Origin of the sequence: Paenibacillus sp. Marseille-Q4541, from assembly GCF_018310695.1 — a bacterium.
Taxonomy (GTDB): Bacteria; Bacillota; Bacilli; order Paenibacillales; family Paenibacillaceae; genus Paenibacillus.
Map to the genome: position 1 here is coordinate 1 of NZ_JAGXCY010000001.1, position 14,789 is coordinate 14,789.

Genomic DNA, 14,789 nt, shown 5'->3' on the forward strand with positions numbered 1-14,789 from the left:
ATATATAATAAGTCTTTTATACTATAAAAAGGGGTTATTTATGAAAACTCGTAAACTTTCAACTGCATCCATTTCTATTCTATCAACAGCTGCCTTGCTTGGAACATTGGTTTCTCCAGCTATGGCCTCTCCCACTCTTTCAGATGTTTCAAACAATTATGCTAAAAACGCAATCCTTGAATTAAGCGAAAAAGGGATAATGAATGGCACTGGGAATGGAAAATTCAATCCACTAGGAACCATAAAAAGACAGGATTTTGCAGTTGTACTTGCCAAAGCTCTAAAACTTGATTTAAATGCCCCTCCTCGGTCAGCGACCTTCAAAGATGTACCTATGGATTCCTATGCTTTTTCTGCTGTGGAAGCAACTCATAAGGCAGGACTGCTCAACGGTATGGGCAATGGCATATTCGGAACAGGTCAGACACTCACACGTGAACAGATGGCTGTCATTTTTGTAAATGCCTTAGATATTGATATCACAGGCAAAGGTGAGAATCTCACATATACAGATTCATCGCTCATTTCAAATTGGGCAAAGGATGCTGTTGCTGCTGCTTTGGAAAATAATATCATTATAGGTAAACCAAACGGTAAATTTGATCCAAAGAGCAGTGTTATTCGTCAAGATGTGGCCTTTGTAACTTCTAAATTCCTTCTAAAAAAAGATGAGTTAGATCAAATAAAAGATGAGTCGAAACCTATAGATCCTGAGCCTGAAGTAGAGACGGAGGAAGAAGAAAAACCTTCAACATCGGTAACAAATCCTGTGTCACCGCCATCTACAAAACCATCAGTACCCGATGACCAAAATCCAGCACCGCCGATAAATGTTGCCCCTACGGCTAAAAACTTAAGTTTTGTATTTGAAGATGAAAATAGCGACGTCTCTGTAGGTAAACATGTTTCGATTGAATTTACGTATGATGATCCAGAGAACGACCTCTTAGAATCAGTTAAGTACACATGGTATCGCTCTTCTGATATCGAAGGCAACAACAAAATGTTAATTCCTAATATTGATGCTAATTCTTACACTTTTACTGCAGACGACATAGGATACTATATCAGTGTTGAAGTAACACCAACAGCTTCCACGGGCACTAAAATAGGACAAACAGTTGCTAAGTCATTAGATCAGGTCGTTATCCAACCACTCCCAGTACCCGACACAACACCGCCTTCTGTTGACATCACTAAGTATGAAGTAATTGATAATTACAACGGGATTAGCGACCAAATCTCTTGGCTAGAATCAGCCGTCAGCGAAGAAAATGCAATGATTCGAGCTTACCCTTGGAATGACGCAAACAATGAAGGTACTATTGATGATGGAGAATTAGGTGAACCTATTATTTTAGGAATAAGTAATGCCGATGGTTCAGTAGCTGCTGGCAATCTTGGAGATTTAGCCCCAGGTGAATATAAATATGTAATAACTGCCACCGATGAAGCTCTAAATGAATCTGAGAAAAATAGTGATTCAGCCATTGTTATTTCTCTAACTAAAGACGGGATGCCTACAGTAACCTCTGACGTTTATGGTTTTGATGGCGCGGTATTAAAAGTTAAAGAGTTTGCAGCAGGCTCTAGCCCTTTCCACATTCGATTTGATTACTTTATGCCAGAGGTTTTTAACAATGGCACTTTAGAAGTAACTGTAGAAGGAATTTCATTTGGTGTAGAGGATTACTATCACGACGGGACTAAGTGGAAAAACTTCACAGAAGGCCTTATTAGCAACGGTGGAAAAACCATAGTCCTTTCTGAGATTTCAGGTCGAAAAGTACTATCTTTTGAACTTCATAATCAAGTCATTCCACAAGAAGGAACTTACCTTATTACTTTTAGGGCAGATGCTGATGGAGCAGGATCAGGTAGAACTCCATCTATTGAGCAAAGCATCACTTTAGTTTCAGTTACCCCAGGATTTTAATTCTTATTTGATCTAAGGTAGGATAAGACGGCAATTTGCCGTCTTTTCTTATTTATGCTCAATAAAATCTATATTTGATAAAAAAATCATTTAAATGTGTCAAACTTTCGTAGACACAATTGTCCCAGAATCTATAGTTTTGATCGATATGAACAGTCACTACTAAATACTTTTAGCATTATGAATTGAAAAAAAGTGATGACTGACAATTGTAGTATTCTTTTCTCTAACTCTCAAAAAGGAATACACTCTTGTAATCGTAATCAAACTCTTCTATCTCTTCTAGCATAACAGTAGGCATTTTCGCCATAGCATTTTCAAGTGTTGAATATGTTTTATTATTCGAGAGTAGATAGATGGTGGCTCCATCATGGCCAATGTGAAAAACACTAGCATCTTTTATTTCACCAAGAATAATAATATCAAATTTACCATCTTGTCCGGCCCTGCAAGGATTTATTTTGGTACTCAAAATGCTTACATCATTTTACATATTTAATTTGCTCATCTATTCCGAAGTCGAAATCATCTAGTATACGATTTACTTTGATATGCTCATTGGCAGCATAACCTATATCCATTTAAATCTCCTAACTATTACACTCCTTGATGAGTTTAGGTGGAGCATATTGTGTTTTCCAATAGGTAAGTTATGCATTTACATCCTTCATAGCAGGAACATGAATTTCTTTAACACAAGCTGCTTTTGAAAGGCTGACCACACACTTTACCAGAGAGACGATATCTTGGACAGGGATTCGAGTTCCATTGTAATCAGAAATCGCTTTTTCAGCTCCCTCTTCAAAAGGTATCTCTGCAGCTAGCTCACCTGGATTGATACAGGTAACTGCAATATTATCTTTTCGCACATGCACCCGTAGCGCACTGGCTATTCCACGTAAACCGAATTTAGAAGCGACAAAAGATACTTGAGCATTATTGGAATGATCTAATCCCGCTGTTGAACCGATCATAATGATTTTACCCGCTTCTGATTTTCGCAAATTTGGCAACAAGGCCTGAATACAAATGATGGTCGAAGTCATATTCACCTGTATGATGTTCGCAATTTCAGCTGGATCATCTTTATCAAAGTCATAATGATCTTCGAAGCCTTCTTTTTCCCAAATACCAACGTTGTAGATAAGTACATCTATCGTTTCATTTTGAAGTGATTGTGCAATTAGGCTAACAGCATCATAGTGCTGCGACAAGTCGGCTTGAATCCATGTTCTCTGAATTCCATCCTTTACGTCCAAACTATTCGGTCTGCTTCTAGAAACGATCCATACTTGATCCCCCTCATTAGGTAGTCCTTTAACAAAGGCATCCCCCAAACCTTGACTTGCTCCAAAAATAATATAATTTTTCATTCGCTAACTCCTTCTTAGGTATCTGACTATTTTTTGAAGCTACATATTACCATTGTACACAACCTACATGATGTAGTCGCTACTTAAGCATTGATGATTTCTTCTGAAGCATTATAATATACAATAATACGTTAACCTTGGCATGGATAAGAGAGGAGACCTTCAGTGCTACCCTATGAAGTTCAAAGCTATGACTTTGCTTTTACACACGCTACGATTGGTATGGCTCTTATTTCACCTGGTGGAACCATTCTAAAAGTGAATTCCGCACTATATGAACTCCTAGGATACGATCCGAACGAGGTATACTCATCATTTCTACCCCATTTCATTGAGGAAATCATTGCTGAGCTTGTCCCGATTAGTGAGCTCCTTCAATGTAAGGAAATCAATCGCCACCAATTCGAACAATTCTACAACCATCCTTCCGGAACCCTATTATCGCTGGATATCAGTATTTCTGTCATTCTGGATGTCAATAAAGATCCCCTACATTATTTTGTTCAATTCGAGAACAAGACAATGTTAAGACAAATGGAAACTGAGCTACATTATGCAGAATCGAATCTTCATAAAAAAGAAGACTCTTTTCAACAACTGATAGAGAGACTCCCCCTATCCGTACTTATTACCAATCATGGAGTTATTAAATACGTCAATCCGGCGGGTTTACAGTTAGTCTTTGCAAAAAGTCTGGATGAAGTACTCGGAATGAGCACTAACCAAATCGTAGATACTTCCAGTCATAGCGCTCTCTCCGAACGAAGAAAAAAATTTTATAATAAAAATGCGGATGGTTCTGTCCGCTACCTGATCCATTGCTTAAATGGCCAGCAAAAATATGTAGAAGGATTTTCATTACATGTTACCTACCAAGGCCAACCGGCAGTTGTTGGCATATTCAAAGACATCTCAGAACAAAAGGTGGAAGAAGAACGGGTCATGCAATCCGAAAAATTATCTACCGCAGGGCAGTTGGCTGCTGGTATTGCCCATGAAATCCGCAATCCACTTACGGCCATCAACGGCTTTATGAAACTCCTGCGCTCTTCCGATGGCAAAAACGATAAATATTTTTCTATCATTGAGTCCGAATTGAAACGCATTGAATTCATCGTGAACGAGCTATTGGTCTTATCCAAGCCCCAAACGACGCATACTAGCTCTCCCTTACATTTAATACCTTTGTTAGACCAAGTTATCACTTTAATGAATGTACAAGCTGCACTAAAAAATATTGAGATCCTTCCAAAATATCCAGAAAAACAAATTATTTTAATAAATGGTGTCACAAATCAGCTGAAGCAAGTGTTTATTAACTTGTTTAAAAATGCGATGGAATCCATGACTCATGGAGGAAACATTCATATTCACATCCAAACAAGTGAAAACGAAGTCCGGATTAGTGTGCAAGATGAGGGGTGTGGGATGACAGAGGAAGAGGTTAAAACGCTAGGAAGTCCATTTTATACGACAAAAGATACGGGGACTGGTCTTGGTTTTATCATTACGCATAATATCGTTCATAATCATGGCGGAGCCATTTCTGTAAATAGCATACCTCAGCAAGGTACTACTTTTACGGTATCTCTTCCTATCATTAGTGTCGCAGATGAAGCCGATATGTAGGCATAAGAATGGGATGTTTACATTTCAATAATTATTACTATATCCAATAAATAATTAAATCTCGGATGCTGTGGAAGAGCCGTCTGTTGAAGTCCTTATGTTGACTTTGCATACGGCTCTTCGCATTTCACTCCGAAAATTATCGAACCTAAGCCTGTACCTACCCATCTTCGCAATATAAAAATATAGACATATCGCCCATTCTTTCCTCTCCCTTACTGGACAAGGTACTTTTGAAACCTCTTTTTCGTACAGTAACCTAACAGCCAGGTAGATTTCCGTCTATCTTCCTAGTCGAACCACAAGAGGTGAAAGAAATGCCAATAAAAAATGGCAGTCAGTACATTGAACGAATAAATAAACAGAACTTAAATTTATGGTACAAAGGAAAGAAGTTGACTGGTCCTTATTCGGAACATCCTTTATTCAGTGGACTCATGAAAACACAAGCGGCATTATATGATTTGCAGTGCGAACCCGAATACAAAGATAGGATGACCTATCCCTCTCCTCTAACGGGAGAACCCGTAGGAATTTCTTTTCTCCCTCCTGTTACTGTAGCGGACTTAAAGAAAAGAAAGGAAATGATTGATCTTTGGTCCGCCAAACATCATGGCTTTCTTGGTCGCTCTCCGGACTATATGAACACTGCACTTATGTCCTTGTACACAGCGGCAGATATTCTGGAAGAACATAACCCCGCTCATGCGAATAACCTTCGTAATTATTATGCTTATTGCAGAGATAACGATATCACTTTGTCTCATGCTTTTATTCAGCCAAGTGCATGCAAGCTCTCAGGACAAGTGGATTCGATCGAGGATTCCATTGCAGCCAAAGTGATTGAAATCAATGATGAAGGATTCGTTGTTAGTGGAGCATTTATGATGGCTACACAAGGTGTGACTTGTGACGAGATGCTTGTGTTCCCTTCGCCTTCTATAACCCCTATTGAAGACAAAAATCCTTATGCATTTGCTTTTAGTATACCTAATGATCTAGATGGCATAACGTTTATTTGCCGAGAAAGTAATGCGTCCGAGTATCTATATGATCACCCACTTAGCGCTCGTTTTGAAGAGATGGATACCCTTGTTATCTTTGACCACGTACTCGTTCCACATGATCGAATGTTCTATTACGGAGATGAAAATGTTGGATACCGCTTGTTCACCGATGGTAATTTCCATACGCATATCGGTCACCAAATTGTGTCCAGGTACATTGCCAAAACCGAGTTTTTCCTCGGACTTATGGAGTCTCTGGCCCAAGAACAAAATGTAAGTTTTGATCCTAATATCGTTGGGCAAATTGCTCAAATCATGACAAAGCTTGAAACTTTTAAAGCGCTCAGGATCGCTGCTGAAGAAGGATCACAAAAGAATGAATTTGGATATTGTGTTCCTGCATCAAGTCCTCTTCTTGCAGCCAGCATAGAGTTTCCAAAGTTTTATCTGGAAATGGTGGATATGATTCAGCGGTTAGGATCTAGTGGGATTATCATGATTCCTTCCGAAGCGGATCTTTCTTCCGAGGTGGGGGGTTATGTCGAGAAGTATTTACATGGTCTAGAGACAACCGCTAAGGATCGGATTGCTCTATTTAGACTGGCATGGGAACTAGGTGCAGGAGCATTTGGGGGACGCCAAAGTCAGTTTGAGCGCTTCTTCTTCGGAAATGCCCAAACCGTTAATTTCCGTATGTTCAACAGTTATGATAATCACGAAGATTATCAGCAACTTATCCAAAACTTCTTAGGCACTCAAAAGAAGATCACAGAAGATCAGGACCTAATAAACCATTATGAGCGATGATAGTCAAGCGTACCGATGTTTTTGCTGGTAGGATCGCACAGTGGAAACGCAAGCTTAACATAATCCAATGCGAGCAGGTAATCCTGCTCATCGGGTATCCAGGTTACTTTCTTCCCCTCCATTAGACAATATACTTCAATACCATGAGGAAGCTTCCCAAAAGCCTGAACACAGAAAGCGGTCGTAATCTGCTGATAAGCATAAACGACTTCTGGATGATAACTGACCATGTATTTATGAATGGTTAAGCGAGTGGAACAATCCTGATCAAGCTGCCATGCCGTTTGAAATATGACGGATAAGCGCATTTGTAATTCGGGAAAAAACACCTAGTTCTTCAAAGAGCAGAGTAGGATACATAAGCTCTGTTCTTTGGGAGAGCACTCGGGTTAGTTCATCTGTAACCCTCGCCTTTACATTCCAATAGTGGTCAGTGGAATCAAATCCTGTCATATGCCGGGGCCAACGTTTTTCAAGTAAATATTGGATAGGAACTTCCCTTCGAACCTCTGGAAGAAGAGAATAATATTCGTTAACAGTATGACTAATTGCATATTGAACACGATGCCTCCATGCAATCTCCTCAGGTTTACTATGCTCCTCCCTTCTTAAACGTTTCCATGACTGTTCAGACCATAACATTTCTTCTAATCTATAATCGGTCAAAACCTTCTCTGTTGCCACCTCAGACGGTCTTTCCATCTGAATTCCCCCTTTTATCCCGCGCTAACCATTGAATTTACGAAACGCGTTCCAAGCGCACGACAATCATTCTTCTCTTCATCAAGTGGACTATACTCTATCTTCAGTGATGGTTCCTTAACCACTGCACCTCTTTCCTTCACTTTTGCCTCTGCCGTATCTACTGCTCCGCAGAATAGATCATAGGATGTATCTCCACTGCCAAAAAGGGCAATCGGATACCCTGTAAGATCGATCTCGTCAAGTTCCTCGTAAAAGTCTAGAAATTCATCCGGTAAATCCCCGTCTCCCCAAGTGTACAAGCCTATAAGTGCTCCATCATAGTTCAGTAACTCATCTGCTCTACACTCCTCAGAAGTCTTCATAACTACCTTATGATCTGAGCCCTTTATCCCTGCTGCAATGAGATCCGCAATTTCTTCTGTATTTCCCGTTAAACTTGCATATACGATTAAGATGTTTGCCATCGTTATTTCCTTCTTTCTTTCATGTTATTGCCATATCATATTTGATAATGATTATCATTGTCAAATATGAATTGTATGTCATACTAAATCAATCATGCAAAGAAAAATACGCCTTCCCGAAGGAAAGCGTATTTTTCACTACCACTTTACTATTTATTTATTGAATTTCTAATATAGATTAATTTTTAAGTTTCCAATAGAGATCATTCCATCTCAATTCATTTTGGAACTGTTGCGGATTTGTATTTTTGTCAATAACGACACTTTCGATGCCTGCCATTTCGGCAAAATCAATCAATTGCTCTGTTTTCAGTACATAAGAAAATACCGTATGATGAGCGCCGCCAGACATAATCCAAGATTCTGCAGATGCAGACAGCGAAGGTTCCGGTTTCCAAAGAACTCTTGCCACAGGCAAATTAGGCATATCCCGCTCTGGCTGGACAGCATTAATTTCATTAATGATCAGACGGAAACGATTTCCAAGATCAATGAGAGATGCAACGACGGCAGTTCCACCTGCTCCATCAAAGGTTAGACGTGCCGGATCAGCCTTGCCACCGATCGATAGAGGATGTACTTCAATTTTTGGTTTCGTAGCAGCTATGCTTGGACAAACTTCAAGCATATGAGCACCCAAAATCATTTCATTTCCCGGTTCAAAATGATACGTATAGTCTTCCATAAAGGAAGTTCCTTTATTACCAGCCATCGTTTTCATAAGACGAGTGAGTGCTGCAGTCTTCCAGTCTCCCTCTCCACCAAATCCGTATCCAGCTGCCATAAGTCTTTGCACTGCAAGACCAGGAAGCTGTTTGAGTCCATGTAAATCTTCAAACGTTGTCGTAAACGCCTTAAATCCGCCATCTTCTAAAAATCTCTTCATTCCAAGCTCCAAGCGAGCCTGATAAAGAATTGATTCCTTGATATCACTCGATTTGTCTGCTTCTGGTGTTATGGTGTATAACGACTGATATTCTTCATAAAGAGAGCTAATTTCGCCCTCTGAAACATCATTTACATACTGAACCAAGTCACCCACGCCATAACCGTTAATAGACCATCCCAGTTTTACTTGTGCTTCTACTTTATCGCCATCAGTTACCGCAACTTCGCGCATATTATCTCCGAAACGAGCAACTTTTAAGCTCTGGCTCTCCAAATAGCTGCCAGCCGACTGCATCCATCCTGCTACACGGCCAATAACTTCCGTATCTTCCCAATATCCAACGACAATTTTCCGGGGTATACCCAGTCTTGCACCGATAAAGCCAAACTCGCGATCACCGTGTGCCGATTGGTTCAAATTCATAAAATCCATATCAATACTATCCCAAGGAATATCACGGTTAAACTGAGTGTGCAAATGCAGCAATGGTTTCTTAAGTTGAGTTAGACCAGCAATCCACATCTTCGCTGGAGAGAAAGTATGCATCCAAGTAATAATACCTGCACAACGATCGTCACTGTTCGCATCCAGAACCAATCTACGTATCCCATCTGAAGTTGTAAGTACAGGTTTAGCTACTAGCTGATGTGGAACATTCTCATTCCGATTTAAAACTTCCACCATGTGACGGGAATGTTCTTCCACCTGATCTAACGTTTCTGGACCGTATAAATGCTGACTTCCTGTTACAAACCAAAATTGAAGCGGTTTCAATTGAGACATGCGGTATCCTCCCCATTGTATACAAGATAAAAAGAAGCCTTATATGTACGTACAACAAATCGAATAAATACAATATTGTTAGATATAACCTCTTAAATTTGTTATCTTGTACGTACAACTAGTTCGACTTCATTGTAACTCGTTATTCTTTTTAATACAAGAGGAAGATTCACCAGATTTTTACTCTTGCTTACGTGTTTACACTCGTTCGGCCGAGAGTTTTTGTTCTGTGGTCAGTAAAGGTTCAAATTCATATACCCATATCCCGTTATCAGCTACTTTTATTTTCACTAGTCCTTTTTTACGCAATTCATCTAACACCTGCTCCGCCGTCTTCTGATCTAGATCTGTATAGAGTACAATCTCCGATATTGTCAGCAGATGATCATGCTCCATGGACAGTTTTAACAGCTGCTTCTCCATCCTAATGTTTTTGTTTTTTTTCATCCGAGACTGTTCGTATAGTCCCCAGCTGATTGGCAGTATGCCAAAGATGAGAAATCCGAAATCAAGACCTGAGTGATACACGAAAAAAGAATAGATATACAGTACAATTGAAAACAAACCAAGCCCGATAAGTGTCCATACAATCCATACTTTACTGTTTCCCATGTCTCTCCTCCTTTCTTCCTATACTTGTAGTTTACCCAAAAAGAGATAGACAGTACATTTTGACAGATGATCTAGAAGCTATTTTCCGCTATATAACGGGGAATACTGGCATGAAAACAAAGAAATGTTGTACAATAGTATCTAAATGTTAAATTGAAGGATGGATTAATTACATGTACGCAGCTCAAGATTGGAAAGACTATGAAGTTATTGATACTGGTGGCGGAGAGAAACTGGAACGTTGGGGAGATATCATCCTCAGAAGACCCGATCCGCAAATCATTTGGCCCCTAAAAAAAGAGACAGGTGCATGGCGTGATGTACACGGCCATTATCATCGCAGTTCCTCCGGCGGAGGAAGCTGGGATATGAAAAAAACGATTCCTGATCGCTGGACAATCTCTTACGACCAGCTGAAATTTTACATCAAACCGACTAGTTTTAAACATACCGGATTGTTCCCAGAACAAGCAGCCAACTGGCGCTGGATGATGGACAAGATTCAAAATGCAGGCAGACCTATTTCCGTGCTGAACCTATTTGCTTACACAGGCGGAGCTACAGTTGCTTCTGCCTACGCTGGAGCAAGTGTCGTTCACGTAGACGCTGCAAAAGGAATGGTACAGTGGGCGAAAGAAAATATCCAACTCTCTGGACTGGCAGATCGTCCTGTTCGATTCATTACAGATGACGTATTTAAATTTGTACAACGTGAACAGCGTCGCGGTAATCGTTATGATGCCATTATTATGGATCCTCCATCATACGGACGCGGACCGAACGGTGAGACTTGGAAGCTCGAGCAGAACCTTTATCCGTTCCTTGAATCGTGTACAGAAATTCTGTCCGATAACCCACTGTTTATGTTGATCAACTCTTATACAACCGGTATATCTCCAACCGTTCTGTCCAATATGCTGAATATGACGATGACGGAGAAATATGGCGGAGAAATTTCTGCCGGAGAAATCGGTCTTCCCATTACACAATCCGGTATGACATTGCCGTGCGGTATTTTGGGTCGTTGGGAGTCCTAAGTGATGGGTAGCGAACACAAGTTACCTCCTCTAACGATTCTTTACGAGGATAATCACCTGTTAGGTGTCGAAAAAATAGTCAATGTACCCACTCAAGCAGATATTTCTGGTGATATGGACATGCTAAATTTGCTGAAAGAAGACATTAAAATCAGGTTTGATAAACCGGGTAATGTATATCTTGGTCTTGTTCATCGATTAGATCGACCTGTAGGCGGAGCTATGATTTTTGCCAAAACATCAAAAGCAGCATCTAGACTGTCCGACGCAGTTCGCACTAGAAAATTCGATAAAACCTATGTGGCCGTAGTTCATGGTCATCCCCCTGACCGTCAGGGACGATTGAAGCATACCTTGCTCAAAAACGAGCAGACTAACATTGTTTCTGCTGTGTCTGAGGGAACTCCAGGAGGTAAGGAAGCCGTCCTTGACTATTATGTTCTGGGACAGAACGAACGGTTTAGTCTGATCCAAGTAGTCCTTCACACGGGCAGATCCCATCAGATCCGAGTTCAATGCAAAGAAATGGGCTGCCCTTTATACGGGGATCAAAAATACGGAACATCTATGAATAAACCTGGTCAGCAGCTGGCACTATGGTCTTGTTCGGTCGGTTTCCCTCATCCGGTGACCAAAGAGTATGTACAGCTCATATCCGTTCCGCCAAGAGAATACCCTTGGAATGAATGGCCTGAAAAACTGTATCAAAGTGCTGCTCAGCAGCCTTTTGTCTAAACCGCAGTTTCAAAGTAAACAAATAAAAGCCGTTCTGCTTCTAGCAGAACGGCTTTTTTGGGTCTTTTAATCTATAAAATTAATTAGATTGGCTAGTGCTAACTTCCGGTTTCGTAAGAGGAACTCCCTTACTATCTTTCGGTACCGATTTCTTGATAAAGAATGCGAATACGAGTGCCACAACAGTCAGAGCCGTAGCAATGATAAAGGCAAAGTTAATACCATGAATGCTCGCTTGTAACATTGTTTGCGGGGATTCCATCATCAATTTACCTAATGCTGCTTTGTCATCCATATTCACACCCGCTTGATCAAGAACATATTGTTTGAGCGAGCTACTGTAAATCGTTACAAAAACTGCGGTTCCGATTGCACCAAACACCGTACGCATTGTGTTCAGCATTACAGTACCATGCGCATTCAGCTTTTGCGGAATATCATTAAGTGCTGCCGTTTGAATCGGCATCATTAGTAGTGACATACCGAACATACGGAAAGTATACATTACAATAAGATGAGTATAGGTAGTGTCCATTGTTAACTTACTGAATTCATAAGTAGTTACGATGGTAATAACTAGACCAATAATACTCAGCCATTTTGCACCAAATTTATCGAACAAACCACCGGTGATTGGAGACATGATCCCCATTACAATGGCACCAGGCAACATAAGAAGACCAGAATCCAGTGGGCTAATACCGCGTGTATTTTGAAGATAAATAGGAAGCAGGATCATACCAGAGAACATTGCCATATTAACGACAACCAATATCACTGTATTCAGCGTGTACATTCTGTTTTTAAATACACGGAACTCAAGAAGCGGAGTTTCCAGTTTAAATTGTCTTAATACGAAAATGAGTAGTGCAATAGCTCCAACAATAAGACAGCTAACTACAATTGGGTCTCCCCAACCACTTGAACCGGCATCACTAAATCCGTATAGCAAACCGCCAAATCCAATCGTTGATAAAATGACGGATAACACATCAAGCTTAGGATTGCTAATTGTGGTTACATTTTTAACAAAACGCATTCCGACGAGGACAGAAATCACAGCAATCGGAAGGATAATCCAGAATAAAGTTCTCCAATCGTAGTTCTCAACGATATATCCGGAAAGAGTAGGTCCAATAGCAGGCGCCAGAATCATAGCGATCCCGATTGTACCCATTGCTTTACCACGTTGTTCAATTGGATAAATGTTAAGAATAACTACGGACAACAGAGGCATCATAATACCAGCACCTGCTGCTTGAATTACACGTCCTGTCATAAGGATAGCAAAAGTAGGGCTAATCGCACACAGAAGTGTACCGATCGTGAACATGGACATACCCGTAATAAAGATTTGTCTCGTTGTAAATTTCGCCATCAGATAGGCTGTGATTGGGATCAGCACCCCATTAACAAGCATAAATCCAGTCGACAACCATTGAACTGTCGTTTCTGAAATACTTAGGCTTTCCATGATGCTTGGCAATGCAACATTAAGTAAAGTTTGGTTTAGGAATGCAACAAACGCACCAAGCAACATTGCAAACAGTATGGGCCCTCTTTTTATATCTCCTGTCACAGAAGACTGGTTCGCAGCAATACTACTCATAAGAAGTAATCATCTCTCTTTCTCCATCTTTTGTACCATCAGTGAATGAATCCGCAGTAAGTTCTCTATGTCTTCCTTTGGTAAGTCCATCATGGGAGACACACGCGTCATCCATAACTGATACATCTTTTCTTGTGTTTCTTTTCCTTTCTTCGTCACTTGAAGCTCAAGTGATCTTCTGTCTTGTGCACATCTCTCCCTTACAACCAAATCCGCCTTGACTAGGCGGTCAATCACGCCACTCATTGTACTGCTTCCCATATGACATAAGTCTGCGAGTTCAGCAAGACCAATGTTCGGATGCTCAATCAGAATAGATAATACTAAGAGTTGAATCCTCGTTACTTCCATTTCTCCCTCATTGTCGTCAAGCCAGAAATAACGATGAAACGTCTGTGTGACTTGGCGAAAAGAGTTAAAAATATGGTACATCTCATCATAAGCTAACATCATACTCACCCTAGATAGTTATAATTTATAATATTTCGTATACGAAATATAAGGGGTACAAAGTAATATTATAAACCGAAAAATAAAATAGTCAACTATTTTCATATGTAATAAGTTTCTTAATGAATTATGACCAAAACAAAACCAGGAATAAGCTTTCTTTTATCCCTGGTTCCTCGATCTTTTATAATTAAGATGATTGTTTGGAAGGTGAGGTCTGTGTCGTAATCTTGCTTAAAAGATACACGAGCAGCTGCTGGTTATGTGACGATATCTTACTTAGTGTATTATCAATAAATTGTTCCCTAATCATCATGCCTCTTACTGCTTCCAGTCTTCCTTTCTCACTAAGCGTTACCCACACTACACGACGATCACGATCATCTCTTCTTCGTTCAATTAACTCGTGTTTCTCCATACGATCTAGCAACATCGTTATCGCTGCTGGCGTTGTAGCTAAATAAGGAGTAAACTCTGATGGCTTCATTCTGGGCTGCTCCAGCAACAGTTCTAGTACAGTAAGCTGTGCTTCTGTAAGTACAGGAGCGAGTTCCTGTTCCATATGTGATTTATAGTCCTTTGTCAGTCTGGACCACAATTTAGCAAATTCGGAAGAATGCATTCATTTCCTCCCCTTTCTTTTGATTAGGTTGGTATTTGCACTTTCTCAATTTTGATTTACATGGTCTACTATTCACCTGCTGAATCATCCTGCTTGATGAACATTTCGCTGTTTTATAGAAGATTCCTTCT

15 protein-coding genes are annotated in these 14,789 nt (G+C 40.2%); 5 read left to right on the plus strand and 10 right to left on the minus strand.

All coding sequences use genetic code 11. The annotated features are described in order from the left end of the window. The coding region (locus KFT32_RS00005) for an S-layer homology domain-containing protein (RefSeq protein ID WP_211744906.1) at positions 1-1,936 on the plus strand (1,936 nt) is incomplete at its 5' end. A gap of 226 nt (positions 1,937-2,162) precedes the next feature. Here the strand turns inward: KFT32_RS00005 and KFT32_RS00010 are convergent. Together KFT32_RS00010 and KFT32_RS00015 are read right to left on the minus strand one after the other, a co-directional pair. Next, positions 2,163-2,408: a hypothetical protein gene (locus KFT32_RS00010; protein WP_211744907.1), complete on the minus strand. Its 246-nt coding sequence runs from the start codon at positions 2,406-2,408 to the stop codon at positions 2,163-2,165. 178 nt (positions 2,409-2,586) lie between these two features. Beyond that, a complete protein-coding gene (locus KFT32_RS00015) occupies positions 2,587-3,309 on the minus strand; it encodes an SDR family NAD(P)-dependent oxidoreductase (protein WP_211744908.1) in 723 nt (240 codons plus the stop codon). Between the two features lie 165 nt (positions 3,310-3,474). Here KFT32_RS00015 and KFT32_RS27530 point away from each other — a divergent pair, with 165 nt between their 5' ends. Together KFT32_RS27530 and KFT32_RS00025 are read left to right on the plus strand one after the other, a co-directional pair. Continuing rightward, positions 3,475-4,938 (plus strand): PAS domain-containing sensor histidine kinase, encoded by a 1,464-nt coding sequence (locus KFT32_RS27530; RefSeq protein WP_211744909.1) that lies wholly within the window; start codon positions 3,475-3,477, stop codon positions 4,936-4,938. A gap of 317 nt (positions 4,939-5,255) precedes the next feature. Further along, the gene (locus KFT32_RS00025) at positions 5,256-6,752 is read left to right on the plus strand and encodes a 4-hydroxyphenylacetate 3-hydroxylase family protein (RefSeq protein ID WP_211744910.1); all 1,497 of its coding nucleotides are present in this window, start codon (positions 5,256-5,258) and stop codon (positions 6,750-6,752) included. Here the strand turns inward: KFT32_RS00025 and KFT32_RS00030 are convergent. The 5 genes from KFT32_RS00030 to KFT32_RS00050 all read right to left on the minus strand — a co-directional run bounded on the left by KFT32_RS00030 (position 6,740) and on the right by KFT32_RS00050 (position 10,205). Next, on the minus strand, positions 6,740-7,060 hold the full coding sequence (locus KFT32_RS00030) for a hypothetical protein (protein WP_211744911.1): 321 nt from the start codon (positions 7,058-7,060) through the stop codon (positions 6,740-6,742). The two genes, KFT32_RS00025 and KFT32_RS00030, sit on opposite strands and share 13 nt — an antisense overlap. Next, on the minus strand, positions 7,020-7,454 hold the full coding sequence (locus KFT32_RS00035) for a hypothetical protein (RefSeq protein ID WP_211744912.1): 435 nt from the start codon (positions 7,452-7,454) through the stop codon (positions 7,020-7,022). The genes KFT32_RS00030 and KFT32_RS00035 overlap by 41 nt, the downstream gene beginning before the upstream one ends. 14 nt (positions 7,455-7,468) lie before the next feature. Beyond that, positions 7,469-7,921, minus strand: coding sequence for a flavodoxin (locus KFT32_RS00040; protein WP_211744914.1), 453 nt, complete (start codon positions 7,919-7,921; stop codon positions 7,469-7,471). A 178-nt stretch (positions 7,922-8,099) separates the two neighbouring features. Beyond that, complete coding sequence (gene araA, locus KFT32_RS00045) at positions 8,100-9,593, minus strand: L-arabinose isomerase (protein WP_211744916.1); 1,494 nt, start codon at positions 9,591-9,593, stop codon at positions 8,100-8,102. Between the two features lie 198 nt (positions 9,594-9,791). After that, complete coding sequence (locus KFT32_RS00050) at positions 9,792-10,205, minus strand: hypothetical protein (protein WP_211744918.1); 414 nt, start codon at positions 10,203-10,205, stop codon at positions 9,792-9,794. A gap of 173 nt (positions 10,206-10,378) precedes the next feature. Between KFT32_RS00050 and KFT32_RS00055 the strand changes: the two genes are divergently transcribed. After that, positions 10,379-11,242 (plus strand): class I SAM-dependent methyltransferase, encoded by an 864-nt coding sequence (locus KFT32_RS00055; protein WP_211744919.1) that lies wholly within the window; start codon positions 10,379-10,381, stop codon positions 11,240-11,242. 3 nt (positions 11,243-11,245) lie between these two features. Next, complete coding sequence (locus KFT32_RS00060; protein WP_211744921.1) at positions 11,246-11,977, plus strand: RluA family pseudouridine synthase; 732 nt, start codon at positions 11,246-11,248, stop codon at positions 11,975-11,977. Between the two features lie 79 nt (positions 11,978-12,056). Here KFT32_RS00060 and KFT32_RS00065 read toward each other — a convergent pair whose 3' ends face one another. The 3 genes from KFT32_RS00065 to KFT32_RS00075 all read right to left on the minus strand — a co-directional run bounded on the left by KFT32_RS00065 (position 12,057) and on the right by KFT32_RS00075 (position 14,658). Continuing rightward, a complete protein-coding gene (locus KFT32_RS00065) occupies positions 12,057-13,586 on the minus strand; it encodes a DHA2 family efflux MFS transporter permease subunit (RefSeq protein ID WP_211744922.1) in 1,530 nt (509 codons plus the stop codon). A 9-nt stretch (positions 13,587-13,595) separates the two neighbouring features. Further along, the gene (locus tag KFT32_RS00070) at positions 13,596-14,039 is read right to left on the minus strand and encodes a MarR family winged helix-turn-helix transcriptional regulator (RefSeq protein WP_249344776.1); all 444 of its coding nucleotides are present in this window, start codon (positions 14,037-14,039) and stop codon (positions 13,596-13,598) included. A gap of 187 nt (positions 14,040-14,226) precedes the next feature. Further along, positions 14,227-14,658 (minus strand): MarR family winged helix-turn-helix transcriptional regulator, encoded by a 432-nt coding sequence (locus KFT32_RS00075; protein WP_211744923.1) that lies wholly within the window; start codon positions 14,656-14,658, stop codon positions 14,227-14,229. Positions 14,659-14,789 lie beyond the last annotated feature (131 nt).

Excerpts from the sequence above, each read along its gene's own strand:
- KFT32_RS00015 (WP_211744908.1), bottom strand. The coding sequence starts at position 3,309 with ATGAAAAATTATATTATTTTTGGAGCAAGTCAAGGTTTGGGGGATGCC.
- KFT32_RS00025 (WP_211744910.1), top strand. The coding sequence starts at position 5,256 with ATGCCAATAAAAAATGGCAGTCAGTACATTGAACGAATAAATAAACAG.
- KFT32_RS00030 (WP_211744911.1), bottom strand. The coding sequence starts at position 7,060 with ATGCGCTTATCCGTCATATTTCAAACGGCATGGCAGCTTGATCAGGAT.
- KFT32_RS00035 (WP_211744912.1), bottom strand. The coding sequence starts at position 7,454 with ATGGAAAGACCGTCTGAGGTGGCAACAGAGAAGGTTTTGACCGATTAT.
- KFT32_RS00040 (WP_211744914.1), bottom strand. The coding sequence starts at position 7,921 with ATGGCAAACATCTTAATCGTATATGCAAGTTTAACGGGAAATACAGAA.
- araA (WP_211744916.1), bottom strand. The coding sequence starts at position 9,593 with ATGTCTCAATTGAAACCGCTTCAATTTTGGTTTGTAACAGGAAGTCAG.
- KFT32_RS00050 (WP_211744918.1), bottom strand. The coding sequence starts at position 10,205 with ATGGGAAACAGTAAAGTATGGATTGTATGGACACTTATCGGGCTTGGT.
- KFT32_RS00055 (WP_211744919.1), top strand. The coding sequence starts at position 10,379 with ATGTACGCAGCTCAAGATTGGAAAGACTATGAAGTTATTGATACTGGT.
- KFT32_RS00060 (WP_211744921.1), top strand. The coding sequence starts at position 11,246 with ATGGGTAGCGAACACAAGTTACCTCCTCTAACGATTCTTTACGAGGAT.
- KFT32_RS00065 (WP_211744922.1), bottom strand. The coding sequence starts at position 13,586 with ATGAGTAGTATTGCTGCGAACCAGTCTTCTGTGACAGGAGATATAAAA.
- KFT32_RS00070 (WP_249344776.1), bottom strand. The coding sequence starts at position 14,039 with ATGATGTTAGCTTATGATGAGATGTACCATATTTTTAACTCTTTTCGC.
- KFT32_RS00075 (WP_211744923.1), bottom strand. The coding sequence starts at position 14,658 with ATGCATTCTTCCGAATTTGCTAAATTGTGGTCCAGACTGACAAAGGAC.